24 protein-coding genes and 1 pseudogene are annotated in these 26,482 nt (G+C 66.1%); 12 read left to right on the top strand and 13 right to left on the bottom strand.

Going from position 1 to position 26,482, the window contains the following annotated elements; all coding sequences use genetic code 11:
• Positions 1 to 165: 165 nt before the first annotated feature.
• The 5 genes from galU to ACERLL_RS12855 all read left to right on the top strand — a co-directional run bounded on the left by galU (position 166) and on the right by ACERLL_RS12855 (position 8,304).
• Entirely contained in the window at positions 166 to 1,074 is a 909-nt protein-coding gene (galU, locus tag ACERLL_RS12875; protein ID WP_373656497.1) for a UTP--glucose-1-phosphate uridylyltransferase GalU, read from the top strand.
• Between the two features lie 63 nt (positions 1,075 to 1,137).
• A complete protein-coding gene (locus ACERLL_RS12870) occupies positions 1,138 to 2,850 on the top strand; it encodes a bifunctional sulfate adenylyltransferase/adenylylsulfate kinase (protein WP_373656496.1) in 1,713 nt (570 codons plus the stop codon).
• A gap of 568 nt (positions 2,851 to 3,418) precedes the next feature.
• Positions 3,419 to 5,374, top strand: coding sequence for a PrkA family serine protein kinase (locus ACERLL_RS12865; protein ID WP_373656495.1), 1,956 nt, complete (start codon positions 3,419 to 3,421; stop codon positions 5,372 to 5,374).
• A 224-nt stretch (positions 5,375 to 5,598) separates the two neighbouring features.
• On the top strand, positions 5,599 to 6,780 hold the full coding sequence (locus tag ACERLL_RS12860) for a DUF444 family protein (protein ID WP_373656494.1): 1,182 nt from the start codon (positions 5,599 to 5,601) through the stop codon (positions 6,778 to 6,780).
• Positions 6,781 to 6,909: 129 nt separating this feature from the next.
• Complete coding sequence (locus tag ACERLL_RS12855) at positions 6,910 to 8,304, top strand: SpoVR family protein (RefSeq protein ID WP_373656493.1); 1,395 nt, start codon at positions 6,910 to 6,912, stop codon at positions 8,302 to 8,304.
• Positions 8,305 to 8,541: 237 nt separating this feature from the next.
• On the opposite strand, the gene ACERLL_RS12850 is transcribed toward ACERLL_RS12855, so the two are convergent.
• Positions 8,542 to 9,369, bottom strand: coding sequence for a UDP-2,3-diacylglucosamine diphosphatase (locus ACERLL_RS12850; RefSeq protein WP_373656492.1), 828 nt, complete (start codon positions 9,367 to 9,369; stop codon positions 8,542 to 8,544).
• A 184-nt stretch (positions 9,370 to 9,553) separates the two neighbouring features.
• Between ACERLL_RS12850 and ACERLL_RS12845 the strand changes: the two genes are divergently transcribed.
• The 4 genes from ACERLL_RS12845 to ACERLL_RS12830 are packed head-to-tail and all read left to right on the top strand — an operon-like array spanning position 9,554 to position 13,843.
• The gene (locus ACERLL_RS12845) at positions 9,554 to 10,024 is read left to right on the top strand and encodes a (2Fe-2S)-binding protein (protein WP_373656491.1); all 471 of its coding nucleotides are present in this window, start codon (positions 9,554 to 9,556) and stop codon (positions 10,022 to 10,024) included.
• On the top strand, positions 10,024 to 12,192 hold the full coding sequence (locus tag ACERLL_RS12840; RefSeq protein WP_373656490.1) for a xanthine dehydrogenase family protein molybdopterin-binding subunit: 2,169 nt from the start codon (positions 10,024 to 10,026) through the stop codon (positions 12,190 to 12,192). Before ACERLL_RS12845 ends, ACERLL_RS12840 begins: the two co-directional genes overlap by 1 nt.
• 14 nt (positions 12,193 to 12,206) lie before the next feature.
• Positions 12,207 to 13,232, top strand: coding sequence for an XdhC family protein (locus ACERLL_RS12835; protein ID WP_373656489.1), 1,026 nt, complete (start codon positions 12,207 to 12,209; stop codon positions 13,230 to 13,232).
• Positions 13,229 to 13,843, top strand: a complete 615-nt coding sequence (locus tag ACERLL_RS12830; RefSeq protein ID WP_373656488.1) for a nucleotidyltransferase family protein — start codon at positions 13,229 to 13,231, stop codon at positions 13,841 to 13,843. The genes ACERLL_RS12835 and ACERLL_RS12830 overlap by 4 nt, the downstream gene beginning before the upstream one ends.
• A gap of 5 nt (positions 13,844 to 13,848) precedes the next feature.
• On the opposite strand, the gene ACERLL_RS12825 is transcribed toward ACERLL_RS12830, so the two are convergent.
• Entirely contained in the window at positions 13,849 to 14,376 is a 528-nt protein-coding gene (locus ACERLL_RS12825) for a DUF1269 domain-containing protein (protein WP_373656487.1), read from the bottom strand.
• Positions 14,377 to 14,530: 154 nt separating this feature from the next.
• Between ACERLL_RS12825 and ACERLL_RS12820 the strand changes: the two genes are divergently transcribed.
• Both ACERLL_RS12820 and ACERLL_RS12815 read left to right on the top strand, forming a co-directional pair.
• Positions 14,531 to 15,874, top strand: a complete 1,344-nt coding sequence (locus tag ACERLL_RS12820; protein ID WP_373656486.1) for a UDP-glucose dehydrogenase family protein — start codon at positions 14,531 to 14,533, stop codon at positions 15,872 to 15,874.
• Between the two features lie 3 nt (positions 15,875 to 15,877).
• Positions 15,878 to 16,885: an NAD-dependent epimerase gene (locus ACERLL_RS12815; RefSeq protein ID WP_373656485.1), complete on the top strand. Its 1,008-nt coding sequence runs from the start codon at positions 15,878 to 15,880 to the stop codon at positions 16,883 to 16,885.
• Positions 16,886 to 16,989: 104 nt separating this feature from the next.
• Here ACERLL_RS12815 and ACERLL_RS12810 read toward each other — a convergent pair whose 3' ends face one another.
• From ACERLL_RS12810 to ACERLL_RS12795, 4 genes are all read right to left on the bottom strand, one after another.
• Positions 16,990 to 17,388, bottom strand: a complete 399-nt coding sequence (locus ACERLL_RS12810; RefSeq protein WP_373656484.1) for a DUF4389 domain-containing protein — start codon at positions 17,386 to 17,388, stop codon at positions 16,990 to 16,992.
• Positions 17,385 to 18,758, bottom strand: a complete 1,374-nt coding sequence (locus ACERLL_RS12805; protein ID WP_373656483.1) for a deoxyribodipyrimidine photo-lyase — start codon at positions 18,756 to 18,758, stop codon at positions 17,385 to 17,387. Before ACERLL_RS12805 ends, ACERLL_RS12810 begins: the two co-directional genes overlap by 4 nt.
• Before the next feature lie 8 nt (positions 18,759 to 18,766).
• Positions 18,767 to 19,090 carry a Rieske (2Fe-2S) protein gene (locus ACERLL_RS12800; protein WP_373656482.1) on the bottom strand — a complete coding sequence of 108 codons (324 nt, stop codon included), beginning with the start codon at positions 19,088 to 19,090 and terminating at the stop codon, positions 18,767 to 18,769.
• 76 nt (positions 19,091 to 19,166) lie between these two features.
• Complete coding sequence (locus ACERLL_RS12795; RefSeq protein WP_373656481.1) at positions 19,167 to 19,487, bottom strand: Rieske (2Fe-2S) protein; 321 nt, start codon at positions 19,485 to 19,487, stop codon at positions 19,167 to 19,169.
• Between the two features lie 352 nt (positions 19,488 to 19,839).
• Here ACERLL_RS12795 and ACERLL_RS12790 point away from each other — a divergent pair, with 352 nt between their 5' ends.
• The gene (locus ACERLL_RS12790) at positions 19,840 to 20,436 is read left to right on the top strand and encodes an Arm DNA-binding domain-containing protein (protein WP_373656480.1); all 597 of its coding nucleotides are present in this window, start codon (positions 19,840 to 19,842) and stop codon (positions 20,434 to 20,436) included.
• A 341-nt stretch (positions 20,437 to 20,777) separates the two neighbouring features.
• Here the strand turns inward: ACERLL_RS12790 and ACERLL_RS12785 are convergent.
• The 7 genes and pseudogenes from ACERLL_RS12785 to sufC form a co-directional block, all read right to left on the bottom strand.
• Positions 20,778 to 21,134: pseudogene (locus tag ACERLL_RS12785) on the bottom strand (transposase); the annotation flags it as partial.
• A 193-nt stretch (positions 21,135 to 21,327) separates the two neighbouring features.
• The gene (locus ACERLL_RS12780; RefSeq protein WP_373656479.1) at positions 21,328 to 21,645 is read right to left on the bottom strand and encodes a TRL domain-containing protein; all 318 of its coding nucleotides are present in this window, start codon (positions 21,643 to 21,645) and stop codon (positions 21,328 to 21,330) included.
• Positions 21,646 to 21,854: 209 nt separating this feature from the next.
• Positions 21,855 to 22,475: an SUF system Fe-S cluster assembly protein gene (locus ACERLL_RS12775; RefSeq protein ID WP_373656478.1), complete on the bottom strand. Its 621-nt coding sequence runs from the start codon at positions 22,473 to 22,475 to the stop codon at positions 21,855 to 21,857.
• Positions 22,476 to 22,533: 58 nt separating this feature from the next.
• On the bottom strand, positions 22,534 to 22,992 hold the full coding sequence (sufU, locus tag ACERLL_RS12770) for a Fe-S cluster assembly sulfur transfer protein SufU (RefSeq protein WP_373656477.1): 459 nt from the start codon (positions 22,990 to 22,992) through the stop codon (positions 22,534 to 22,536).
• Positions 22,993 to 23,076: 84 nt separating this feature from the next.
• Positions 23,077 to 24,321: a cysteine desulfurase gene (locus tag ACERLL_RS12765; RefSeq protein ID WP_373656586.1), complete on the bottom strand. Its 1,245-nt coding sequence runs from the start codon at positions 24,319 to 24,321 to the stop codon at positions 23,077 to 23,079.
• A gap of 19 nt (positions 24,322 to 24,340) precedes the next feature.
• A complete protein-coding gene (sufD, locus tag ACERLL_RS12760; RefSeq protein ID WP_373656476.1) occupies positions 24,341 to 25,678 on the bottom strand; it encodes a Fe-S cluster assembly protein SufD in 1,338 nt (445 codons plus the stop codon).
• A gap of 3 nt (positions 25,679 to 25,681) precedes the next feature.
• Positions 25,682 to 26,461 carry a Fe-S cluster assembly ATPase SufC gene (gene sufC / locus ACERLL_RS12755; protein ID WP_373656475.1) on the bottom strand — a complete coding sequence of 260 codons (780 nt, stop codon included), beginning with the start codon at positions 26,459 to 26,461 and terminating at the stop codon, positions 25,682 to 25,684.
• Positions 26,462 to 26,482 lie beyond the last annotated feature (21 nt).

The following is a 26,482-nucleotide window of genomic DNA, read 5'->3' as shown; positions in this document are numbered from 1 at the left end:
GGCGCCGGGGGCCGGATACGGGGCTTCCGGGACGGAAGTCCGTCCGTCGAGCGTTTCGGGGGAATCCCCTCGAGGTGGACGCTCCGGTATAATGCTTGATCCGGTTGACAGCGGGCCGGTCTCCGAACCGGACCCTGAAGCAAACGTAGACAGAGGAGGGCCGCGATGCGGACCATCCGCAAGGCCGTATTCCCGGTCGCCGGCATGGGCACCAGGTTTCTGCCCGCCACCAAGGCCATGGCCAAGGAGATGCTGCCGGTAGTGGACAAACCGCTCATCCAGTATGCCGTGGAGGAAGCGGTGGCGGCCGGTATTGATCAGGTGGTGTTCGTAACCGGCCGCGGCAAGCGGTCCATCGAGGACCACTTCGACCATCAGAACGGCCTGGAAACCCTGCTGCTCGACCAGGGCAAGGAAGAGCTCGCCCGGGTATACCGGGAGGTATCGGATATGGCCGATGTCACCTACGTGCGCCAGAAGCAGCCCCTTGGGCTGGGACATGCGGTCTGGTGCGCTCGGCACGTGGTGGGGGACGAGCCGTTCGCGGTGCTGCTCCCGGATGATCTGATCGATGCGGAGCCGGGCGCCATCGCGCAGATGAAAGCGGCCTACGAGGCCAGCGGCGGGGCGAGCCAGGTGGCCGTGGAGCCCGTGGAGCCCCAGGCGGTCAAGTCCTATGGGGTTGTGGACACCGACGCGCAGGAGGGGGCAAGCTATCCGGTCCGCGGGCTCGTGGAGAAGCCGGAGCCGGCGGTGGCCCCGTCCAACCTCGGGGTGATCGGCCGTTATATCCTAAGCCCCACGGTATTCGAGCCCTTGAGCCGGGCCCGGCGCGGTGCCGGCGGCGAGATACAGCTCACCGATGCCCTCCAGGCCCTGATCACGGATTACGGGGAGGCCCTGCACGCCTTTCCCTTTCAGGGGGTGCGCTTCGACTGTGGTTCCAAGGCCGGCTATCTCAAGGCGCAGATGGAGTTTGGGCTGCGGCATCAGGAATTCGGAGAAGAATTGACCACATATCTCCGGAACCGCCTCAAGGAATTGGAGAGCAGGGCGGTTTCCGGGGTAGAGTAGGCCTCTTGTTGCGCGGGGGCCGCGGTTAACGGGCTGTCTGTCCTGTAGTAAATCGAGGAGTATATGGACCATCTGATTGAGCCCCACGGGGGGACGTTGTGCGACCTGCGGGTGAGCGAGGATCGGGCGGAGGCACTGAAGGCGGCCTCCCTCGACTACCCGTCGCTGACCTTGAGCGACCGGCAGCTGTGCGACCTGGAGCTGCTGGTCAACGGCGGCTTCTCGCCGCTCACCGGCTTCCTCGGCGAGGAGGACTACCAGGGGGTGGTGGAGCGCTGCCGGCTGGCGGACGGCACCGTGTGGCCCATGCCGATCACCCTGGACGTGACCGAGGAGACCGCGGCGGGGCTGGAAGTGGGGGCGCCGGTGGCGCTGCGCGACGCCGAGGGCTTCATGCTCGCCGTGCTGCATGTCGAGGAGGCCTACCGCCCGGACCGGGCGCGCGAGGCGGAGGCGGTGTTCGGCACCACCGACCGCCACCACCCCGGCGTGGCCTACCTGCTCGACCACAGCGGGCCCGTCTACCTGGGCGGCCGGGTGGAGGGGGTGCAGCTGCCGCTGCACTACGACTTCACCGAGCTGCGGCTGACCCCCGCCGAGGTGCGCGCCGAGTTCGCCCGGCGCGGCTGGCGGCGAGTGGTGGCCTTCCAGACCCGCAACCCCATGCACCGCGCCCACCAGGAGCTCACCCTGCGGGCGGCGAGCGAGCAGGAAGCGGGGCTGCTCATCCACCCCGTGGTGGGCATGACCAAGCCCGGCGACATCGACCACTACACCCGGGTGCGCTGCTACCAGGCGCTGGCGGAGCACTACCCCGACAAGATGATGACCCTCTCCCTGCTGCCGCTCGCCATGCGCATGGGCGGCCCGCGGGAAGCCCTGTGGCACGCCCTGATCCGCAAGAACTACGGCTGCACCCACTTCATCGTCGGCCGCGACCACGCCGGCCCCGGCAAGAACGGCGACGGCGAGGACTTCTACGGCCCCTACGACGCCCAGGCGCTGGTGGCCGAGTACGCCCACGAGCTCGGCATCCGCATGGTGCCCTTCCAGGAGATGGCCTACGTCGAGGAGCGCGCCGAGTACCTGCCCGTCGACGAGATCCCGAGTGACGCCACCGTCAAGAAGATCTCCGGCACCGAAGTGCGGCGGCGCCTGCGCGAAGGCCTCGACATCCCCGAGTGGTTCTCCTACCCCAACGTAGTGGCCGAGCTGCGGCGCAGCCATCCGCCCAAGCACAAGCAGGGCCTGACCATCTTCTTCACCGGCCTGTCCGGCTCCGGCAAATCCACCGTGGCCAACGTCCTGCTGGCGCGCTTCCGGGAGCTCGGCGGGCGCCCCGTGACCCTGCTCGACGGCGACATCGTGCGCCAGAACCTGTCCAGCGAGCTGGGCTTCTCGCGGGACCACCGCAACCTCAACGTGCGGCGCATCGGCTTCGTCGCCAGCGAGATCACCAAGAACGGCGGCATCGCCATCTGCGCGCCGATCGCCCCCTACCGGGGCGTGCGCGAGGAGAACCGCCAGCTGATCGAAGGCTACGGCGGCTTCGTGGAAGTGCACGTCAAAACGCCCTTGGAGGTGTGCGAAGCGCGCGACCGCAAGGGGCTGTACGCCAAGGCGCGGGCCGGGCAGATCACCGAGTTCACCGGCATCGACGACCCGTACGAGGCGCCCGTCGATCCGGAAGTGGCCATCGACACCACCGACCTGACCCCCATGGAGGCCGCCCAGGAGGTGCTGTTCCATCTGGAAAATGAGGGGTACCTGCGCTAGCTCCCTCCAGGGGAAATCGTCGGAAAAGGCGAAACGGCGGCCTGCCTGGGCCGCCGTTTTCCGTTCCGGGCGGGTTCTTGGCCGTGCGCGTCGCTTACGGTATCCGGCCGTTGACGGGATAGGCTGCACGTATACGCCAAACGGGGTATGCCCTGGCAGGGACGGCCGTTCCGGTCTTCGCTCCAAGAAAAATTTTTACGGCGAGTGCCCCGATTCGCGGTGCTTCGGGAGCGGTGACTACCCCTTCGCGTGGGGTAGTGGTAAACCCTGAATAACAAGCGTGTAAGTTAGCAGTCACTACAATTTAACCCCTCCTGATCAAGCAAAATCCTACCGGCTAATCCCTCGGTGCAGGGTGCCGATCCCCCCTTTAACAGGGCCCCCGAAGTGGTTTAAAACGATATAGGGATTTCACGTAAGCCAGACCGGAGTGGCGGCCCGGTCTGCTGCCGGTTATGGAGTGCCCCGAATTTCCACCTCCCGGTCCCTGAACATTGAACGGAAGCATGGGCTTGCGACTCTAAACCGGTAGATAGGCAACGGCCGCGTCGAACCCAAGGAGGGTCGCATGGCAGGTAACGGCGGTAAGCAGGAATCCGAAAAGCAGAACCGCTTTCTGGACTCCCTGGTGAGCTTTACCCAGGAGCATAAGGCGCGCCACTGGGAAGGTTCCCTTGCGGAGTTCCTCCAGGACGTGCTGCCCACGGACCCGGTGGGCATTACCCGTACCAGCCACCAGTACATGTGGGACATGATCCAGTGGTACGGCTCCGAAATTTCCGACGAGGGGGATCACGTCACCCGCTATAACCTGTTTGCCAACGACCTGTTCGGCGTGGATGAGGCGCTGGAGCGGGTCGCCAACTATTTCAAGGCCGCGAGCGAAGGCTCGGAGGTGGGACGCCGGCTGCTGCTTCTGCTGGGTCCGCCCTCCGGTGGTAAATCCTCCCTGGTGATCCTGCTGAAGCGCGGCCTGGAGGAGTACAGTCATACCGACGACGGCGCCCTGTATGCCATCAAGGGCTGCCCCGTCCATGAATCACCCCTGCATCTGGTGCCGCAGACCAAGCGCGCCGAGTTCCGCGAGACCTACGGCGTGGAGATCAACGGCGACATCTGCCCCTATTGCCGCACCCGGCTCGAGGAAGAGTTCGACGGCGATTTCATGAAGATGCCCGTGGAGCGGATCTTCATCAACGAGGCGGGCAGGAGCGGAGTGGGCACCTACGCACCTCACGATCCCACCACCGCCGATATCGCCGACCTGGTGGGCTCGGTGGACCTCTCCAAGGTGGCCGAGTACGGCGACGAGGGCGATCCGCGCGCCTGGTCCTGGTCGGGCGCGGTGTACGCCGCTAGCCGCGGCATGCTGGAAATGATCGAGATCCTGAAGGTGAAGCGGGAGTTCCTCTATCTCCTGCTGACCCTGACGCAGGAAAAGAACGTCAAGGTCTCCCGATTCCCGCTCATCTACCTGGACGAGACCATCGTCGCCCACACTAACCTGGCGGAGTTCCGCAAGTTCCTGCAGGAGAAGGAGAACGAGGCACTCCTCGACCGCATGGTGATCGTGCAGGTGCCCTATACCCTGCGGTATCACGACGAGGCCCGGATCTACGAGAAGCTGATCTCCTCGACGCCGACCTTCCAGGAGGTGCACCTGGACCCCCATGCCCTGAACGTGGCGGCCACTTTCGCCGTGCTCACCCGCCTGCATCCCTCGGAGCGGGAGGACCTGGACCTGTCCAAGAAGGTGCGGCTCTATGCCGGCGAGGATGTGGAAGGCACCTCCCAGACCGAGGTGGACCGCATCAAGGCCGAGCACCCCGAGGAGGGGCTGGAAGGAGTAAGCCCGCGCTTCGTGGTCAATGCCCTGGCCGGGGCCATCTCCCGCTCGGAGAAGAAGAGCCTCACCTCCATGGATGTGCTGCTGGCGCTCAAGGACACCATCGAGTCCGATGCGCGGATGGACTCCAAGCAGAAGAAGAACTGGGTGGACTTCCTGGTCACGGTGCGCAAGGACTTCTACAACCGGTGGGTCAAGGAGGACGTCCACAAGGCGCTGTTCGTCTCCTTCGAGGATGAGGCCCAGGAGCTGCTCGACAAGTACCTCGACGAGGTGGAGGCGGTGCTCGACAACCGCAAGGTGACCGATCCCATAACCGGGGAGGACCGGGAGCCGGACGAGCGCTTCCTGCGCTCGGTGGAGGAGAAGATATCCATCTCCGATTCGGGCAAGCAGTCCTTCCGCCAGGAGGTGGTGCGCAAGGCCATGGGTGCCTACAAGCGCGGCGAGAAGTTCACCCTCGACAGCCACGCCCGGCTGCACGACGCCATCGAGCAGTACCTGTTCGAGGAGCGGCGGGACGTGCTGCGGCTGGTCACCTCCAGCGCCCGGCCCGACGAGGAGGCGCAGCAGAAGATCTCAGCGGTGGAAGACCGGCTGGTGGCCGAGTACGGCTACAACGCCCATTCCGCCCGCGAGGCCCTCAATTACGTCACCACCCTGCTCTCGCAGGAGTGATGCTTGGCGGATTGCAGATCCTTCCCCTCGGTGCCAAAGAGCCGGTCCCACGGGGCCGGCTTTTTTTCCGCCTTCCGGCGGGGAAGACCGACGCGGGCCGGAGGGTCTAAGGTGGGAAGAAAAGGGATGCGAAAAAGATCATGCCCCGCATGGTGTGGTCTAACCACCGGGATGGCCGGTCCACTGAATCAGGCACGGCCCAGGTGGCAATCACGAGGAGAGTCATGAGCGAGCGCACCGAATACAGATACCCCTCCCGGATGGCCACGGAGAACCGCTGGTACGACCTGTTCTCGCGCGGCTCCCGGGATTGGCTGCGCCACAACGAAAAGGTGCGGGAAACCGTAAAGGAGGAGCTACCCAATCTGATCTCCGGCTCCGATGTCCTTTCCCGGCCCTCTGACCGAACCGTACAGGTGCCGGTGCGGTTCCTGGAGCATTATCGGTTCCGCCTGCGCGACGAGCAGGACGAGGGAGAGGCCCAGGCGGGGCAGGGGGACGGGCAGCCGGGAGACGTCCTGCGCCGCGCCAAGCCCGGCGAGGGAGAGAGCGGCAGCGAGGGGGGCAGTGGCGGCGGCGAGCTGCGCTTCGTCCTGGAGCTCAAGGTGGACGACATCGTCGACTGGATCTGGGAAGAGCTTGCCCTTCCCGACCTCCAGCCCAAGACCACCGACGCGCTAACCGACGAGGACCTCATACAGGAGGGGTGGGACAAGCGCGGACCGCGCGCCCGGCTGGATCGGCGGCGGACGGTGAAGGAGGCCATCAAGCGGCGCTCCGTGCAGGAGGAGCCCACGCCCTTCTCCAACGAGGACCTGCGCTTCCGGCAGCTCGCTCGGCGCAAACGGCCGGCCACCAACGCCGTGGTGTGCTTCCTGCTCGACGTTTCGGCATCCATGGACGAGACACGGCGCAAGCTGGCCAAATCCTTCTTCTTCTGGGCCATGCAGGGGCTGCGGCGGCAATACGGCGACGTGGAGGCTGTCTTCATCGCCCACACCAACCAGGCCTGGGAGTTCTCGGAGGAGGAGTTCTTCCAGGTGTCCGCCACCGGCGGCACCGTGGCCTCCAGCGGCTTCCGGCTCGCCCTGGACATCTTCGAGGATCGCTACGACCCGGCGCAGTACAATCAGTACCTGTTCTATGCCTCGGACGGCGACAACTTCGGCGACGACCGCCGGAGCGCGGAGGCCCTGCTCGCCGAGATGGGGGCCATGGTCAACTTCATGGGCTTCGTAGAGACGCCCCAGAATCCCCTGGAAGCCTCCAAGTCGGAGATGGGGCGCTTGTTCAAGGCCCTGGCCGCCCGAGATTATCCGGTGGGCAGCTATACCGTTCACGAGGAGGGCGATATTTGGGATGCCATCCGCCAGTTCTTCCAGCATCAGTCGGAAGAGGTGGCCTGAAAAACGCCAGGAATCGGTACCGGGCCATGAAAAGAGCGGCGTGGCAGCCGTCGGGCCGCTCGCGGGGAAGCCCGGTCAACGGGTGGGGACGAGGAGGAAATTCACGTGCCATTCGGTCCCAAGAGTCCCATGAGTAACGCCGAACTCGCAGAATTCACGCCAAAACTGGAAGGGCTGGCCCAGGATCAGGGGCTGGATTTCTACCCGGTTGACTTCGAGGTGGTGCCGCCGTCCTTCATGATGGAGGTGGCGGTGTACGGCCTGCCCGTGCGCATGCCGCACTGGTCCTTCGGGGTGCGCTACATCTATCAGTACATCCAGCACCGCATGGGTGGCTCCCGAATCTTCGAGGTGGTGTTCCCCGGCAATCCCAACCGGGCGTATCTGGTGAACAACAACTCCCTGCCGGAGAATACCCTGGTTACGGCCCACGTGCTCGGCCACGCCGACTTCTCCAAGAACAATGAGCTGTTCGCCCGCATGCAGTCCCAGGTGGGCTATCACATCGTGGAGCAGGCCGCGGAACGGGCGCACCGGATCGACGAGGCCATCAACGAGCACGGCCAGAAACGCGTGGAAGCGGCGCTGGATGCGGCGCTGGCCCTGGAACAGAACATCGACATCAATTTCCCCATCAACCGCGCCGAATTCCCCGAGCGCATGGAACGGCGCCGCCGGGAGGATCCGCACGAGCACGGCGAATTCCAGGGCCGCTTCAGTGACCTCCCGGGCGAGCAGGAGGAGCTGGACACGGAGGGCGGCAGCGGCTCCGTCCGGGCTCCCATCCCGCCCCGGCCGGAGTACGACCTGCTCTGGTTCATCGCCCACTACGCCCCCGACCTGGAGGGCTGGGAGCAGGATATCTTCCTCTCCGTTCGGGAGGAGTCCTTCTATTTCTATCCGGTGTTCGCCTGCCAGATCATGAACGAGGGCTGGGCGTCCTACTGGCACGCGCGCCTGCTCCGCGAGGCCGAATTCCTGCCCCAGCAGCTCTATCTCGATGCCATCAAGGCCCATTCCGACGTGGTACGGCCCTATGCCGGGGACAAATCCGTTTCCCTGTCCATCAATCCGTATCACGTGGGCTTTCAGATGTGGGAGAAGATCATCGAGGAGCACGGACTGGATACGGCGCTGCGCCTGCGCGCGGAGGAGGACGACTTCAGCTTCGTCCGCAACTGGCTCGACGAGAACCTCGCCGAGGAGCTGCATCTGTTCTCCTACAAGACCCGTCGCGGCCGGGGCGGCGAGGAGCAGTACGTCATCCAGGACCGCGATATACACGCGCTCCGCGAGGCCATACTGCACCCCAAGTTCAACTACGGCGCGCCCCGGGTGTACGTCTCCGAGATGGGTACCGACGGTAGCCTGATGCTCCAGCACGACCACCAGACCGACGGCAAGGGGCTGGACGTGGACCGCGCCCAGAAGGTGCTGGAGTACATCCAGCGGGTATGGCGCCGGCCGGTCCGGCTCTCCACCCTGGACGGCAAGGGCAAGGAGCAGATCCTGGAACGGAGCTGACCGGGCGTTCGGGTCGGCGGGGTACGCTTCGCCCGGGTGTTGCCCCGCGCCCCGGATTGCACATGCGGTTTGCTATCCTGGATTGCGCCGCTGGTCGGGATGGGGGCTCCGGGCTCCAAGGGGGCCCGCCGCCCTTCGGGCATCCCTTCCAATCGTCCTGCGACCAACCCCCGGCCAACGGCTTGGAGCCCCGCGCGGGACCGTCCCGCGCCGTCGATCCCCCGGGCAGCCCCTCGGTCAGGCGACCCGGGTTACCGGCTCCCCGGAGGTTTCGGGCAGCACGTCCACCGAGGATTTCAGGGCCTGCTTCTCGTCCCCCCAGTGCAGGATCTGTAGGTCTCCTCCGTCCCCCTCCACCAGGGCAGTGCAGCTCTCTACCCAGTCTCCGCAGTTACAGTAGAGCACCCCGTTGATGGGGGTGATCTCGGCGCGGTGGATGTGGCCGCAGACGAGGCCGTCCGCGCCCTGCTTGCGCGCCTCGTGCGCGATGGCGTGCTCGAAGTTGGAGATGTAGTTAACCGCGTTTTTCACTTTGTGCTTCAGATAGTTGGCCAGGGACCAGTAGGGGAATCCGAATTTGCGGCGCACCCAGTTCACGTAGCGGTTGAGCCGTATCAGGGTGTCGTAGACGTGGGCGCCCAGAAGGGCCACGAGCTTGCTACACTGAACCACGCTGTCGAACTCGTCGCCGTGCATGATGAGCAGGCGTCGGCCGTCGTCGGTGGTGTGGACCGCCTGGCGGCGGATGTGGACGTTGCCGAGCTCGGTCTCGTCGAAGTCCCGTAGCAGTTCGTCGTGGTTGCCCGGGACCAGGGTGACCTGGGTGTCACGCTTGGCCTTCCCCAGAACTTCCCGGACCACGTCGTTGTGGCTCTGCGGCCAATGAATGCCGCTTTTCATCTTCCAGAAGTCGATTATGTCCCCTACCAGGAACAGTTGGTCGCAGGTGGTGGATTGTAGGAAATCCAACAGGAATTCCGCCTGACAGCCCTTGAATCCCAGGTGCACGTCGGAAATCCAGATGGTGCGGTAGTGTGGTTTGCCCGGATGCGGCGCGTTGTCCATGGGTCTCCCCCTGGCGACGGGATGTTGCGGGCATCCTCGGGGGAGCGGATTGCGTCGGTATGACGAAACGGTTGCGGTTTTTTTACTGTCAGCATACGGGGTTGCGGAAGCCGCGGAGAATGCTTTATCAAGAAGGAATGCCTTCCCGAAGCGAGTACTTCAGTCCGGAAAGGAGCGCATGTCCATGGCGGCGGTTTCCCTGAAGGTGAACGGAGAAGCCCGCGAGGTGGATGTCCCCTCCGATACCCCGTTGTTGTGGGTGCTGCGGGACAATCTCGAATTGACCGGGACCAAGTACGGCTGCGGAATCGCCCAGTGCGGTGCCTGCACGGTCCATCTGGACGGTCAGCCGGTGCGTGCCTGTGTGACACCGGTCAGTGACGTGGGCAGCCGTGCGGTCACCACCATCGAGGGCCTTTCCGCGGACGGCAGCCACCCCCTGCAGCGGGCCTGGATCCGGGCGAACGTCCCGCAATGCGGCTTCTGCCAGTCCGGACAGCTCATGACGGCTTCCGCCCTTTTGCGGCGTAACCCCGATCCCTCCGAGGCGGAAATCAACGCGGCCATGAGCGGCAATCTCTGCCGGTGCGGGACTTATCAGCGGATCCGCCGCGCCGTGCGGATGGCGGCCGAAGACATGCAGGAGCAGGGCTGATGTCCGGGAATCGCGCTACCACGTCACGCCGCTCCTTCCTAAAGGCCAGTGCCGCCGTGGGCGGCGGGCTGGTGCTCGGCCTCCGGCTTCCAACGGGTGGCCGCTACGCCGAGGCCGCGGATATGCCGCCCGGTCAGGGGGACTTCGAGCCCAACGCCTGGATCCGCATCAGTAGCGACGACCAGGTCACCATCATCGTCGGCCGTTCGGAGATGGGACAGGGGGTGCTCACCGCCATGCCCATGCTGGTGGCCGAGGAGCTGGAGGCGGATTGGACACGGCTGACCACGGAATTCGCCCCGGCCGACAGGGCCTATACCAATCCGCTGCTGGGCCGCCAGGCCACGGGCGGCAGCACCGCTGTCCGGGGCGCGTGGCGTCCCCTCCGGGAGGCGGGCGCCACCGCCAGGGCCATGCTACTCGCTGCAGCCGCCGAGCGGTGGGGCGTGCGTCCCGAGGCTTGCAGGGCGGAGAACCAGGTGGTCCGCCATCCGGAAAGCGGTCGCCGGGCCACCTACGGCGAGCTGGCCGAGGCGGCGGCCGGACAGCAGGTCCCAGAGGCCGTGTTCCTGAAGGAGCCGGGCCAGTTCCGCCTGCTCGGCAAGCCCACGGACCGGCTGGATGCCCCCGAGAAGGTGGACGGCTCGGCCGTCTACGGCATGGATGTGACGCTTCCCGGGCTACTCACAGCCCAGGTGGCGCGCTGCCCGGTGATCGGCGGGCGCCCCGGGCGGTTCGACGCCGAGGCTGCCCGGCGGGTACCGGGCGTCCGGGACGTCTTCGAGATCGAATCGGGCGTGGCGGTAGTGGCCGAGGGCTTCTGGCCGGCCCAGAAGGGCCGGGAGGCCCTGCAGGTGGAATGGGACTACGGCGAGCACGCCGATCTCTCCACGGCAGGGATCCAGCGCCAGTTCCGGGAGGCGGCGGACTCCGGGGAGGCCGTCTCCGCCCGCGGCGAGGGGGATATCCGACAAGCCCTGAGCTCGGCGGCCAGGACCGTGGAGGCGGAGTACGAGGTGCCCTTCCTCGCCCATGCCTGCATGGAGCCCATGAACTGCACGGCGCGCATCGAGGAAGGGATCTGCGAGGTGTGGGTGCCTACCCAGGACCAGTCCTCCACGCAGCAGGTTGCCGCCGAGGTCAGCGGTGTGGACCCGGACCGGGTGTATGTCCATACCACCTATCTGGGCGGCGGGTTCGGCCGGCGCTCGCACACGGATTTCGTGGCGGACGCCGTGGAGACGGCCAAGAAGGCGAAGGCGCCGGTAAAGGTGATCTGGACCCGGGAGGACAGCACCCGGCACGACCGCTATCGGCCGGCCACGTACAACCGCCTCGCTGCGACCCTGGACAGCTCGGGCGCGGTCACCGGCTGGAAGCACCGGATCGCCGGCCCGTCCATCATGGCGTATAACGGCATGCTCCAGGAGGATCAGAAGCTCGACCCCTCCTCCCTGGAGGTGGCGCAGGACGTACCCTACGCCGTGCCCAATATCCACGTGGATTATGCCATGTCCAACACCCCGGTCCCGCTCTGGTGGTGGCGGTCCGTGGGGGCCTCCCAGAACGGCTTCATACGCGAGGCCTTCTTCGACGAGGTGGCGGCGGCCGCGGGGGCCGATCCCTTCGAGCTGCGCCGCCGGCTCCTTCGGGATCATCCCCGCCATCTCCACGTGCTGGAGCTGGCCGCCGAGAAGGCGGGCTGGGGCAGCCCACTTGCTGAGGGGCGGTCCCGGGGCATCGCCGTGGTGCACTCCTTCGGCAGCTATTGTGCCGAGGTGGCGGAGGTGTCCGTGGGTGCGGACAAGGCCGTCCGGGTGCACCGCGTGGACGTGGCCATTGACTGCGGGCAGCGGGTCAACCCCGAGATCATCGCCGAGCAGATGGAGAGCGGCGTGGCCTATGGCCTGTCCGCAGCCTTGCAGGAGGCGGTCACCGTCCAGCGCGGACAGGTGCAGCAGTCCAATTTCGACGACTATCCCATACTGCGCATGGACCAGATGCCGGAAGTCCACGTGCACATGGTGGAAAGCGACCAGGATCCGGGGGGGATCGGCGAGCCGGGCACGCCGCCCATCGCGCCGGCCCTGGCCAATGCGGTATTCGCCGCCACCGGCGATCCGGTTCGGCGCCTGCCCCTGACGCGGTCCGGCTACCGGCCCGCCTGAAAGGGGTTCCGATGATGACCGGGGAGGATGCGCGCGGCACGGATCGCCCGGTGGTCGAGACCGTCCTGCAATGGCTGCGGGAAGGTGGGCGGCTGGCCCTGTTCACGGTGCTGCGGACCTGGGGCTCCTCCCCCCGCCCGCCCGGCTCCCTGCTCGCCATCCGTGAGGACGGCCGCCTGGTGGGGTCCGTATCGGGGGGCTGCGTCGAAGACGACCTGCGTACGCGGATGCTGGATGGGCGCCTGCCCGGGACGCAGCCCCATACCCGGCGCTATGGCGAGGACGGGGAGGAGGCGGCGCGTTTCGGGCTTCCGTGCGGCGGCACCCTGGAGCTTCTGGTGGAGCCCCTGGCCCCCGGCCAGGAGCACGGCCTGGAAACGGTCAGCGCGGCAATGGAGGCGGGCCGCTGCGCCCGGCGCACGGTACGGATGGCGTCCGGGGCGGTGGAGGTGGATCCGGAGCCGCGCGCCGATCCCGCGCTGGCGTTGGAAGCGGAGACGGTGGGCAAGCTCTTCGGGCCCCGCTGGCGGCTGATGATCATCGGGGCCGGGCAGCTGGGGGGCCAGCTTGCGGACATGGCGGGCCGCCTGGATTACGGGGTGACCGTCTGCGAGCCGCGCCGGGAATACGCGGAACGGTGGCAGCAAGCCGGCAGCGGAATCTTTCTGGACACCCGGATGCCGGATGACGCCGTGGCTGCCTGGAGGCCGGATGCGCGCAGCGCGGTGGTGGCCACCACGCACGACCCCAAGCTGGACGACCTTGCCCTGTTGGAGGCGCTGAGCACTTCCGCTTTCTACGTGGGCGCCCTGGGCTCCAAGCGGAACAACGACCGGCGCCGGGAGCGCCTGGCCGGGCTGGGCCTGGACCGTTCCGCCGTGGATCGTCTGCGGGGGCCCATGGGACTGCCCATCGGCAGCCGGACGCCGCCGGAGATCGCCGTTTCGGTGATGGCGGAGGTTACCGCGATCCGCAATGACCGGGATCACCGAGCGGCCGCCCCGCCAACGGCATCCGGTGCCGGGTATCCGGTGCCATGATCCAGGGCCTCCTGTTGGCCGGAGGAAGCGGCCATCGGTTCGGCGGCCAGAAGCTCTTGGCCCGCCTCCCGGGCGGCGAGCCCGTGGTCGTGGCCGCCGCCCGGGCCCTGCAGGCGGGGGCCGACCGGGTGCTCGCCGTTACGCGGCCGGGAGAGCGGGAGCTGGCGGCAGTCCTGGAGCGAGCCGGGGTGGCAGTGGCGCCCTCGACGAAGTGCGCGGAGGGGATGGGCGCCAGCCTCTCCGCAGGGGTCGCCGCGGCCCACGGCGCCGACGGCTGGCTCGTCGCCCTGGGGGACATGCCCTGGGTGCGGGACGGGACGGTGGTGCGGGTGGCCCGGTGCCTTCGGGAGGGCGCGGCCATTGCCGTGCCGGAACATGTGGGTCGAGGCGGTCACCCTGTGGGATTCTCGCGGGCGTATGGGCCGGTCCTGGAACGGCTGGGAGGGGACCGGGGCGGCCGGGATGTGCTGCGCGCCGCGTGCGACCGGATCGTCCGCGTTCCGGTGGACGATTCCGGCATCCTCCGGGACGTGGATCGCCCGGAGGATCTCGGTTGGCGCGGTGCGCACCGGCGGCGGACCATCGTGGCCTCCGGATCGGCTGGCTCCTGAACGGCTCAGGGGAAGGCGGGTATATGCGGGTCCACGCCGCGATCGGAAACCTCCGGGTGGTGCTTCTTGACCAGCTCCCGGATTTCCTCCATGCGGCCCTCGGGTATGTCCACCATGAGCAGCACCCTTCCCGCATCCAGGTCCTTCTGGAACTGCTTCAGGCGGGAGTTGGGCACGGAAGTGCCGATGATCCCGGAGGCCCACATGCCGACCATGGCCCCCACCAGGGCGATGGCCAGAATCAGGCCTCCGCTCTCGGCCCAACCGGAGGGCTGAAAGAATATGGTGGTCAGACCCGCAACGGCCCCCGTGGCGCCGCCGATTCCCAGCCCCATGCCGGCGCCGTGGATGATGTCGCTGCGTTGAAACAGATCCGCCTGGGGCAGGTCCTCGAGGTCTGTATCATCCCTGGCCAGGGCGTGCAGATGGCGCTCTTCCACCCGGGCTAGCAACAGTTCGTTGACCACCTGGCGGGTGATTTGAACGTCGGGGAGGATGAAGTATAGTCGCCGTTTCCTGTAGCGCAGAGTCATAGCTGCCTCCTCCCGCGTGCGGGAATTGTTTTTTACGCGTTAGCACCAGGAGCGGAGGGGGTCAAGGGGCGGGACGCACGGTTTTCCGGAAAATACGGGCCGCCGCTAACGGCTCGTTCGAGCAGACAGCAAGCCAAGCAATTCGGGGGTTGGAATGAAGGTTTCCGTGGTCGGCACGGGCTATGTGGGGCTGGTGACGGGGGCGTGCCTGGCCGAGGCCGGCAACGACGTGGTGTGCATGGACGTGGACGCGGACAAGATCGCGGCGCTGGAGCGCGGTGAAGTGCCGATCTACGAGCCGGGCCTGGAAGGGCTGGTGGCCGAGAACGTGGCCGCGGGGCGGCTGCGCTTCACCACCGACATGGCGGACTGCGTGGACCACGGGCTGTTCCAGTTCATCGCCGTGGGCACCCCGCCCGACGAGGACGGCTCGGCGGACTTGCGCTACGTGCTCGATGTGGCGCGGGCCATCGGGCAGCGCATGGGCGAGTACCGGGTCGTCATCGACAAGTCCACGGTGCCGGTGGGCACCGCCGACAAGGTGCGCTCGGCGGTCGCCGAGGAGCTGGCGGGCCGGGGTGTGGACCTGGAGTTCGACGTGGTCTCCAACCCGGAGTTCCTCAAGGAGGGCGCGGCGGTGGACGACTTCATGAAGCCCGACCGCATCATCCTCGGCTGCGACAACGTGCGCACCGGCGCCCTGCTGCGCGAGCTCTACGCGCCGTTCAACCGCAACCACGAGCGGGTGCTGACCATGGACGTGCGCTCCGCGGAGATGACCAAGTACGCCTCCAACGCCATGCTCGCCACCAAGATCAGCTTCATGAACGAGGTGGCCAACCTCTGCGAGCGGGTGGGGGCGGACGTGGAGATGGTGCGCCAGGGCATGGGCTCGGACCCACGCATCGGCTTCGCCTTCATCTATCCCGGCGCCGGCTACGGGGGCTCCTGCTTCCCCAAGGACGTGGCGGCGCTCGAGCGCACCGCCCGGGAGCACGACTACACCGCGCGCATCCTGCAGGCGGTGGAGGCGGTGAACTTTGATCAGAAGCGGGTGCTCGAGCGCAAGATCGTGGCGCGCTACGGCGAAGACCTCTCCGGCAAGACGTTTGCCCTGTGGGGCCTGGCCTTCAAGCCGAACACCGACGACATGCGGGAGGCCCCGGCCCGGGCCCTGATGGAGGCCCTGTGGGCGCGGGGGGCGGTGGTGCGCGCCTACGACCCCGAGGCCATGGACGAGTGCCGGCGCATCTACGGCGAGCGCGATGACCTGACGCTGGTGGAGGAGCGCTACGAGGCGCTCGCGGGCGCCGACGCCCTGGTGCTGGTCACCGAGTGGAAGCCCTTCCGCAGCCCGGACTTCGACCACATCGCCGCCACCCTGCGCGATCCGGTCGTCTTCGACGGCCGGAATATCTACGATCCCGCCATCCTGGCGCCCCACGGCCTGACGCACGTGGGCATCGGCCGGGCACCCGACGAACCGAGCAAGGGGTAGGGCATGCGCATACTGGTTACCGGCACCGCCGGCTTCATCGGCAATCACGTCGCCGAGCGCCTCCTAGCCCGCGGCGACGAGGTGGTGGGGCTGGACAACGTCAACGACTACTACGACGTGCGTCTCAAGGAGGACCGCCTGGCGCGCATCAAGGACCAGGCGGGCTTTACGGAGGAGCGGGTCTCCCTGGAGGACCGGGAGGCCGTGGCGGCGGTGTTCGCCCGCCACCAGCCCGAGCGGGTGGTCCACTTGGCCGCGCAGGCGGGGGTCCGTTACAGCCTGGAGAACCCCCACGCCTACGCCGACAGCAACCTGACCGGCTTCCTGAACATCCTGGAGGGCTGCCGCCACCACGGGGTGGCCCACCTGGTGTTCGCCTCCTCAAGCTCGGTATACGGCGCCAATACCACCATGCCCTTCTCGGTGCACCACAACGTGGACCATCCGGTGTCGCTGTACGCGGCCACCAAGAAGGCCAACGAGCTGATGGCGCACACCTACAGCCACCTCTACGGCACCCCCATGACCGGCCTGCGGTTCTTCACCGTCTATGGTCCCTGGGGGCGGCCGGACATGGCCCTGTTCATGTTCACCAAGGCCATCCTCGAGGGTCGGCCCATCGACGTCTACAACCATGGCCAGATGCGGCGCGATTTCACTTACATCGACGACATCGTCGAGGGGGTGGTCCGAACCGCTGACAAGATTCCCGAGCCCAATCCCGACTGGTCCGGCGATGCTCCGGACCCCGGCAGCTCCTATCTGCCCTACCGGGTCTACAACATCGGCAACCACAGTCCCGTGGCGCTCATGGACTTCATCGCCACCCTGGAGGGCGCCCTGGGCAGGGAGGCCGAGAAGCGCATGCTCCCCATGCAGCCCGGTGACGTGCCGGCCACCTACGCCGATGTGGCCGACCTGCAGGAGGCGGTGGGCTTCTCGCCGGATACGCCGCTCGAGACCGGCATCGGGCGGTTCGTGGATTGGTATCGGTGGTATTACGGCGCTTGAAAAAGGGCGGAGTGCTCCCGAATTCCATTGGCGGCTTCGAGGAGTCCCAAAAGCCCCGGCATCGCCGCCGGGGCTTTTCCGTTTCGGGGTAAGGCTCGGTAGGCCTAGCGCACGCCGGACTCGTTCGGCTCGCCGCCCTCCTCGTCGCCCCCGTCCCCCGCTTCCGGGAGCTCGTTCCGGGCCGGGGGCTGAGCCTCCTCCGCTTTCCTGCTACTCCGCCCGGATTCCCCGTTACCTGGCCAGGGGGAGAAGGGGAAGGGCTTGATCTCGCTGCTGTAGGTCAGAAAGGCGGCCATCTCCCTGAGATAGCGTGCCAGGTTATCCCCGAAATCCCGGAGCCGCTGGTTGGGAGCCCCGGACAGCAGGTGGGCGGCGAACTGGAACAGGGCCACGGCGGCGAGCACCAGCTCGGCGAGGTTGAAGATCACGGCGAACAGGAGCATGTACAGGCCGCGCAGCCAGGTCGCCCCGCTCGACAGGTTTCGGCGTATTTCCGAGCTCATGCCCCCTCCGAATCGGCTTTGTCCAGCACTCGCCGGACATAGGTGTCGATGGCAAATTTGCGGCGCAATCCGCGGGCGTTCATATAGCGTACTTTGCCGAAAACGGGCCGCTCCGGCCAGCCGCGATCGTGCAGCCCGAAGCACCAGGCGACGTTGGCGTAGGAGCTGGGGTCCCGGCCGTCGAGGAAGTACTTGTTGTTCAGGGCGAGAAGGGTGGCGAAGGCCGTCTCCGGATCGGCCATCCATTCCAGGACCTTCTTGCCCCAGTACATGCGCATGTAGTTGGGCATGAAGCCCCGGGTGCGCATGTCCGTCATGGCCGCGTTCCAGTAGGGGTCGCCGGTTTGGGCCTGCTCCAGCTGCTCGGGCCCGTAGCAGGGGTCCCGGGGATCCGCCGCGTGGTGCCGGAGCGTTTCGCGGGCCCACGCGGGCAGGCCGGCGTAGCGGTCGTAGTCCGCGTTGAACCAGGCGTGGTTGAAGGTCAGCTCCCGCCGGACGATGAACTGTTCCAGGTAGGCCTCACGGTCGCCCTCGTCGGCCTCCGCCCCCTGAATGGCCCGCGCGACCTCGATCGGCCCGATCTGGCCGAAGTGCAGGTAGGGCGAGAGGTGGGAGGTGGCCTCGGCCACGGGGTCGGAGCTCCGGTCGGCGTAACCGCGCAGATGGTCCCGGATGAATTGGCCGAGGTGGCGGCGGGCCTCCCCGTAGCCGCCCCGCAGATCGGATACGGGAGGTACCGATCGGTCCAGTGGGAGCCGGTCCAGGACGTCCGCGGCCTGCTCGACGCGAAAATCGCCCTCCATACCGGAAGGGCGATCCGTCACCAGCGGTTCCACGGACTCCCGGGCGGCCAGGAACTGCTCCCGAAGCCGGCGGATCTTGGGCCGAAGGGTGCGGGCGGCGGTCTCCGCCTTGTCCGACGCGGTCTCCACCGGTACCACCGCCTCCGTCTCCACCTCGGTCACCGGGCAGGGGGCCTCGACGGCCACTTGCTCGCGCCATCGGCGCTGGTGCCGGAGGTATCCACGGTCGCAGACCAGCAGCGCGGCTTCCCCGGCCAGGGAGAGCGCTGCTTCCGGCGGTTGGCGGAGCAAGGGGACGAAGGCAATACCCCGCTCTTTCAGGTCTCCAGCGGTTTCCGCCAGGCCCTCCAGCAGGAAGGCATAGTGCCGGAGGTTGGCTTCCGGATAGTCGGCGGTGAGGCCGAAGACCACTACCACCGGTATCCGGAGGGCGTTCGCCCGGACAACCGCATGGTCCAGGGCGGCATTGTCGAAGGCCCGTTGGGCCTGCTGCATCCAATAGAGAACATAGCGCCCCTGGCGTGGCGCACCGGGACCCGGCTCGTGAATGCGCTCGGGGGCCACCATGCTCCGGGTCAGTCCGCGGGCTCGGGATGCACGTAGACGGTGCCATCCGCCACCTGCACCGGGTAGGTGTCCAGTCCCTCGAAAGCCGGCGGTGTAAGGGCCTCGCCGGTGCGCACGTCGAAGCGGGCCCCGTGCGCGGGGCATTCCAGCTCGCCCTCGGGATCGAGCTCTCCGTCGTGGAGCTCCACCTGCATGTGGGTGCAGATATTGGATAGCGCGAAGAAGGTGCCGTCGAGATTCACCACGGCAATCGGGGTGTCGTCGGCGTCCACTTGCACCACCGTGCCCGGCGGAATCTCCTCGGCTCGGGCCACTTCCCACCAGTCGCTCATGCTGCGCGCCTCCTTGGACGTAGAAAAAGCCTTTTCCCGCCGGGAAAAGGCTCTTCAGGGTCGATCACCGGAAGGATCAGTCCCAGCGGTCGTCCGCCACGTAGATGCGCCCATCCTCCACGCGAATCGGGAAGGTGTCCACCGGCTCGTAGGCCGGGGGCGTCAGCGCCTCGCCGGAGGTGATGTCGAACTTGGCTCCGTGGCGCGGGCAGGCCACCTGGCAGCCTTCCATCTCACCGCCGGTGAGCTGGCCGTAGTCATGGGTGCAGACGTCCTCGATGGCGTAGTAGGTGCCGTCGCAGTTGAAGACGGCGATCTGCACGTCGTCCACGTCCACCGAGGTGTAGGAGCCCGGCGGCAGGTCTTCGGTGGTGCCTACCTCGACCCAGTCGGCCATGCGCGATCTCCTCTTTGGTTAAGGAAAGAGAAAACGCCAAGAAGCCAAGGTGCCAAGAAGGAAAAACTCGGAATACAGGCGCTATCCGGCATGCCGGCTGGAATTCGTCCGTAGATCGCGGCCTGGAGGCCGCTCCAACAGGGACTTTGCTCTAGTATGTCTTGGTGTGTTGGCGTTCTTGGCGCTTTCTGGTTTTCCGTCGTTACCAGATTCCCAAGGCCAGCTTAACGTCCTCGGACATGTGGTCCGGCGTCAGTGGCGCAAGCCCCGTGCAGAAAGACTAAAAATCAGGGGCTTACATTTGGGTCTGTCTCGGTCGAAATTCACGGGGCCACGGGTTTTGTGGCCCGAAATGGTGACCGAGAAGGGACCCAGAATGCCAACCAAACGACTCACCCCGAAAAATGTTGAGGCCGCGAAAAGCCACGGTAAGCGAGTCGAGATTTCCGATTCTAGCACTCGGGGCCTTGCCCTGAGAATCAGCGAGAAGGGTCGCAAAACGTGGGTGGTGGTCTACCGCTTCAACGATAAGAAAAAGCGGTTCACGCTCGGCAGGTATCCGGCCAAGGACCTAGCCACCGCCCGCCGTGAAGCCCTGGACGTAATGGACAAGGTGGATCGGGGCGTGGACCCCATGGCGGAGAAGGCCCACCGCGAGCCAACGGTGGTGGAGGCCCTGGAGCAATTCGAGGCCCGCTATCTGGTAACGCTCAAATCCGGGGATGAAGTTAGCCGTATCCTTCGGAAAAAGATGATCCCCCACCTTGGCGACAAGGCCCTATCGGAAGTCCAGCGCGGGGACGTGGTGGCCATGTTGGATGCTCTCCAGGATCAAGGGCTATCCACGGGAGCCAATCGGGCCTTGGCCTGGACGCGGAAGTTTTTAACTGGCTTATTGAGCGAGATATGCTCCGGGCCACCCTTGCGCGGGCCTCAAGCGGCCAGCTAAGGAGAAGGCCAAGGAGCGGATTCTGTCGGACGATGAAATCCGGGTTTTCCTTGAGGCTACCCACCAAATCGGAAGCCCGTTCGGTACACTTTGCCGCGTGTTGCTCGGGACCGCCCAACGGCGGGGGGGGGGGGGAATCAACGTGGCGCGGTGGGCTAATATTCGGAATGGGTGGATTCATTTCGCGGACACGAAAAACGGGCGTGACCATTCCATCACTTGTGGTTGACCGCATGCCCGTCTAGGCGCAGGCGGGCGTGAATGCGCCAGTAGCCGAACCGGCGCCGCTCCAGGGCATGGTCGATGATTGCTTGCTGGAGCTGCACCTCCTCGGCCGATTGGCGGGATTCATAGCGCAGCACCGATCGGGAGATCCCCGCAAGCCGACAGGCCCGACGCTCGGAAATGGCCGTCTGTGCCCGCATCCGGGCTGCCCTGCCTCGCGCTTGGCCTGCGGGGTCGCTACTTTTCCGACAACGGCGCTTTCAGGGCTTCGTTGTCCAACATGCTGTCCGCCAGCAGCTTCTTGAGGCGTTGATTTTCCTCTGCCAGCGTCTTCAGTCGGCGGGCTTCCGAGACCTCCAGGCCGCCGTATTTCTTTCGCCAGTTATAGAATGTGGCGTCGCTGAAGCCGTATTTCCGGCACAGATCCGCTACGCCCACACCGGACTCGGCCTCCTTCAGAATCCGGAGGCAATCTGCTCCTCGCCGAACCGCTTCTTTTTTGCCCGTCCGCCTCCTCAGGGGTTAAGCGGACTCTACAAAGAAATTACTGGTCGGGAAATCGGGGAGCAGGTCAATTGTTTCCTATTCTCATTAACCGGTCCAGACACTAAAAAGCCCCGCCGGAGCGGGGCCTTTGGGTAGCGGTTTGCTGTCGGAAAATGCGGGTTAGCTCTTCGAGTTGTCCCCGTAAGCAATCACGCAGTCTTGGCCAAGGAGGACATAGTACGACCACCTATAATCGACAACCTCCACGTTGGAGATATTGCCGTTCTTAGCCGCTTCCACCAACGAAGCATCCCCGAAAGGACCGATGAAACCCAAAAGGTAGTTGGCGCAAGCCTTCCCCTTCTGAAATTCCTTCGAGAAGTCGGTGGTTTGGAAGTTGTTGGTGTTCACCACAGGGCTGGTTTTAGTGGAGCATCCAGTGATCGCCAGCCCTGCGACCCCTACCACGACCAGTTTTTTAAGCTGGGAAAACCGCAAGTTAGTCCTCCTTTTGCCGGTTGGGTATGAACGACACATACCCTACAGACATGTCCGGAGGATTTCTAAGGTGTCCGCTCCGGTAGGATGACGGACTGCGGAACGCGGTTAGGATGGGAAGCGGTGACCGAGACATGGCCCCAAAATAAGGAAAGGCCCCCCGCCATTCACGAAGGGCCTTCCGAATTCCCTAGGATCAGGGGTTTACGCTACCAGATTCCCAAAGCCAGCTTTACGTCCTCGGACATGTGGTCCTTGGTCCATGGCGGATCCCAGACCAGCTCCACCTCGGCGTCGGCCACTCCGGGCACGGACTTCACCGCCGCCTCCACCTTTCCGGGGAAGGTGGCCGCCTCGGGGCAGCCGGGAGTGGTCAGGGTCATCTTCACATCCACCTTGTGGCTGGGGTGGATGTCGAGGTTGTAGATGAGGCCCAGATCGTAGATGTTGACCGGGATCTCGGGATCATAGACCTCGCGCAGGGCGCTAATGATCCGGTCCTGCTCGATCTCCGGGAGCTGGGAAATGTCCACCTCTTCCTCCGGCTCCGAGCCGGTCGGGTCGGCGGGGTCGCTATTGCGCAGCGCCTCCCACGTGTAGGTGGCGGACTCGCCCGTGTCGAAGGTCATCTGGATGGCGTAGTGCCCCACGGGCTGAAAGCCGGAGATGTCGATCCCCTCCGCGTCCGCCCGATCGGGCAGGGCGGGGGCGTTCTCCCGCAGGAAGCTATAGGGAAAATCGGAGATGTGCCCGTCGCCCCATTCGATCTCCAGACGCTTGGACTTGGTATGGGGGCGGATCTCCTGGGGTTGTACACGCGGTTCACTCATCAGGCTCGCTCCTCAGGCAACGGCTTGGCCCGGACCGCCGGCAGGCGGCGGGCGGGCGCTACTCGGTGGTAACGCTGGCGCCTTCTTCGTCGTGCTCCAGGGCGGCGTGAACGGTGTGCCAGGCGAGGGTGGCGCACTTCACCCGGGAGGGGAAGTCGCGAACCCCGGTGAGCACGGACAGCTTGCCGAGCTCCGGGGTGTCGTCGGCCTCGCGCTGCTTGGTGCACACGTCGTGGAAGGCCTGGAAGATCTCCTCGGCCTCCGCCTTGGATTTGCCCTTGATGATCTGGGTCATCAGCGAGGCCGACGCCACCGAGATGGCGCACCCGGAGCCCTCGAATTTCACGTCCTGGACCGTGTCGGCCTCATCCACCTCCAGGTAGATGGTGAGCTGGTCCCCGCATAGCGGATTGTGGCCCACCGCATGGCGGTTGTGCTCGGCCAGCACCCCGAAGTTCCGGGGGTTCTTATTGTGCTCGAAGATCACTTCTTGGTAGAGATCGCGAACGTCCGCCATGGACGGTACTCCTTGCAGAAAGCGGCTGATCCACTTGTTCTTGTTGGTTGGGTTCCGTATCCGCTTTGGGCCCGATCCCGAGCGCTAGCCGAGGATGTCCTGCACCTCTTGCAGCCCCTGGATGAAGGCGTCCACATCGGCGCGGGTATTGTAGAGACCGAAGGAGGCACGGGTGGTGGCCGGAACCTGGAACCGGTCCATTACCGGCTGCGCGCAATGATGGCCCGTGCGCACCGCGATTCCCTGGTTGTCCAGGATGGTGCCGATGTCGTGGGGGTGGATGCCCTCCAGGACGAAGGAGAGGATGCCGGCTTTCTCCGGGGCGGTGCCGATCAGGTGCACTCCGGGCAGCTCCCGGATGGCGTCCGTGGCATAGGCCAGTAGGTCGCGCTCGTGCTCGAAGATGGCCTCCAGGCCGATGCCGTCCACGTAGTCGATGGCGGCATGCAGGCCCACGGGACCGGCGATATTCGGCGTGCCCGCCTCGAATTTCTGCGGGACCTTGGCATAGGTGGTGTGGTCGAAGGTCACCCGCTGGATCATCTCGCCGCCGCCCTGGTAAGGGGGCATGGCCTCCAGCAGCTCCTGCCGGCCGTAAAGAACGCCGATACCACTCGGCCCATAGAGCTTGTGGCCAGAGAAGACGTAGAAATCGCAGCCCAGCTCGGTCACGTCCACCGGAACCCGCGGCGCCGCCTGGCAGCCGTCCACCAGCACCCTGGCGCCCTGGGCGTGGGCCTTCTCGATGATCGCCTTCAGGGGGTTGATGGTCCCCAGGGCATTGGAGACGTGACCCACCGCCACCATCTTGGTCCGCTCGCCGAGCAGCTCGTCGAAACGGTCCATCATGAGCTCGCCGTCGTCGCTGATGGGGACCACCTTGATCACCGCCCCGGTCTGCTCGGCGACGAGCTGCCAGGGGACGATGTTGGAGTGGTGCTCCATTTCGGTGAGCAGGATCTCGTCGCCCGGCCCGAAGTTGACCCGACCGTAGCTGGCGGCAACCAGGTTGATGGCCTCGGTGGCGCCGCGCACGAAGACGATCTCGCGGGAGTCGGCCGCACCGATGAACTGCGCCACCCGCGAGCGCGCCCCCTCGTAGGCCTCCGTGGCCCGCTCGGAGAGCATGTGGGCGCCGCGGTGGACATTGGAATAGCTGGTCTCGTAGAACCGGCTAAGGGCGTCGATCACCGCGCGCGGCTTCTGGCTGGTGGCCGCGCTGTCCAGGTAGACCAGCGGCTTGCCGTGCGCCTCCTGCTGAAGACACGGGAAGTCCTGGCGGTAGCGATCCGAGTCGGCGTCGGTGACCTTGCCCGTCTGGCTGCGCATTTCTTTCACGGACACGGTCCTAGTCCTCCATGGCTTCGGTATGCGGCAACCGCTTGAGCAGCCGCTCCTCCAGCCGCGCCCGTACCGGCTCGATCCGGACCCGCTCGATGATCTCGTTGGCGAAGCCGAAGATCAGCAGGTTGCGGGCATCCTCGTAGCCGATACCGCGGGAGCGCAGGAAGAACAGCGCGTCCTCGTCGAGCTGGCCCACGGTGGCGCCGTGGGTGCAGGAAACGTCGTCGGCGAAGATCTCCAGCTCCGGCTTGGGGTCCACCTCGGTGTTCCGGGACAGCAGCAGGTTGCGGTTCTGCTGGTCGGACTCGGTGCCCTGGGCCTCGGGCTGGACCACCACTTTGCCGTTGAAGACCCCGCGGGCGCGGCCGTCCAGGATGCCCTTGTAGTACTCCCGGGACTCGGCGTTGGGCTTCAGGTGGTCGATGCGCGTGTGGTTGTCCACGTGCTCGCGCCCGTCGCCCAGGTACAGGCCGTTCAGGTTCACCAGGGCCCCTTCGGCGTCCAGGGCATCGTTGATGTCGTTGCGCACCAGCCGGCCGCCGAGGGCGATGTTGTGGTGCGTGAGCACGCTGTTCTCGCCCTGGTAGCCCTCGAAGGTGGCTACGTGGTAGCCGCCGGGGCCCTCCTGCTGGAGCTTGTAGATCTCCACCCGGGCCTGGGCGGGAGCCACCGCCTCGGTGACGGTGTTGTTGAAGTAGGCGCCGTCGCCGAGACCGACGAAATCCTCCAGCACGGTCACCGAGGCGCCTTCCTCGGCCACTACCAGGTTCCGGTAGTGGGGGCCCACGCCCTCGGCGCCCGGGCTGGTAAGGAACAGAGCGTGAATGGGGGTATCCACGGTGGTGCCGGCCGGCACGTGGACGTACACGCCGTCACCCATGAGGGCGGTGTTGAGGGCCACGAAGGCCGTACCTTCCGGATCGGCGTATCGCCCCAGGTTGCGCTGGAGCGCTTCGGAGGGCTCCGCCAACGCCGCGCTCATGGGCTGCACCACCACGCCCTCCGGCAACGGCGCGGTGCGGGACAGGGCGGGGGAGTACACGCCGTCAACGAACACTAGGCGCACGGTCTCTGGGTCGTCGAAAACGTACTCGGCGATCTCCTCCGGCCGCAGTCCCGGCGCCTCGGTAGCGGGAAGCCCGAACTGGCGCTTCTCCAGCGGCCGCAATGAGGTGTACTTCCACTCCTCGTCCCGCGGAGCGGGGAGGCCGGTCTCGGCGAAGCGGTTCATGGCGGCCTGGCGCCGCTCGGTTACCCAGGCCACGTCCGAGCCGGGCAGCCGTTCCCGCTCCTGCTCGAACAGCCCGGAATAGTGATCGACGATCTCGGTGCGTTCGGTCATGGCTTACTGCCCCTGCGCCACTTCCTCGGCCTGCGCCTGATCGGCGCCGGTGAGCCAAGCGTATCCGGTCTTCTCCAGCTCCTGCGGCAGGCCGGCGTCGCCGGACTTGGCGATCTGGCCGTTGTGGAGCACGTGCACCTGGTCCGGGACGATGTAGTCCAGCAGCCGCTGGTAGTGGGTGATGAGGATGAAGGAGCGCTTCTCGTCGCGCAGCTGGTTCACCGCGTCGGCGACGATCTTCAGGGCGTCGATGTCGAGGCCCGAATCGGTCTCGTCGAGGATGGCCAGCTTGGGCTCCAGCACGGCCATCTGCAGCATCTCGTTGCGCTTCTTCTCGCCGCCGGAGAAGCCCTCGTTCACCGAGCGGTAGAGGAGGCTGTCGTCCATGCCGGTGAGCTTCATCTTCTCGCGGATGAAGGCCACCAGGTCCATGGCGTCCAGCTCCTCCTCGCCGCGGTGCTTGCGGGCGGCGTTCACCGCGGACTTGAGGAGGTAGATATTGCTCACGCCGGGGATCTCGACGGGATACTGGAAGGCCAGGAACAGACCCTCGTTGGCCCGCTTCTGGGGCTCCATGTCCATGAGGTCCTTGCCGTCGAAGGACACCTCCCCGGCGCCGACGGTGTAGCCGTCGCGGCCGGCGAGCACCCCGGCCAGGGTGGATTTCCCGGAGCCGTTGGGGCCCATGATGGCATGGACCTCGCCGTCGCCCACCTCCAGGTTGATCCCCTTCAGGATCTCGGTGTCGTCCACGCTCGCGTGCAGGTTCTTGATGCTGAGCACGGTGCCGTCCTCTTCATGATT

This window comes from Thiohalorhabdus sp. Cl-TMA, assembly GCF_041821045.1.
In the GTDB taxonomy this organism is placed as follows: Bacteria; Pseudomonadota; Gammaproteobacteria; order Thiohalorhabdales; family Thiohalorhabdaceae; genus Thiohalorhabdus; species Thiohalorhabdus methylotropha.
Note: the sequence above shows the minus strand (reverse complement) of the source record. Positions and strands in the feature narration are given on the sequence as shown.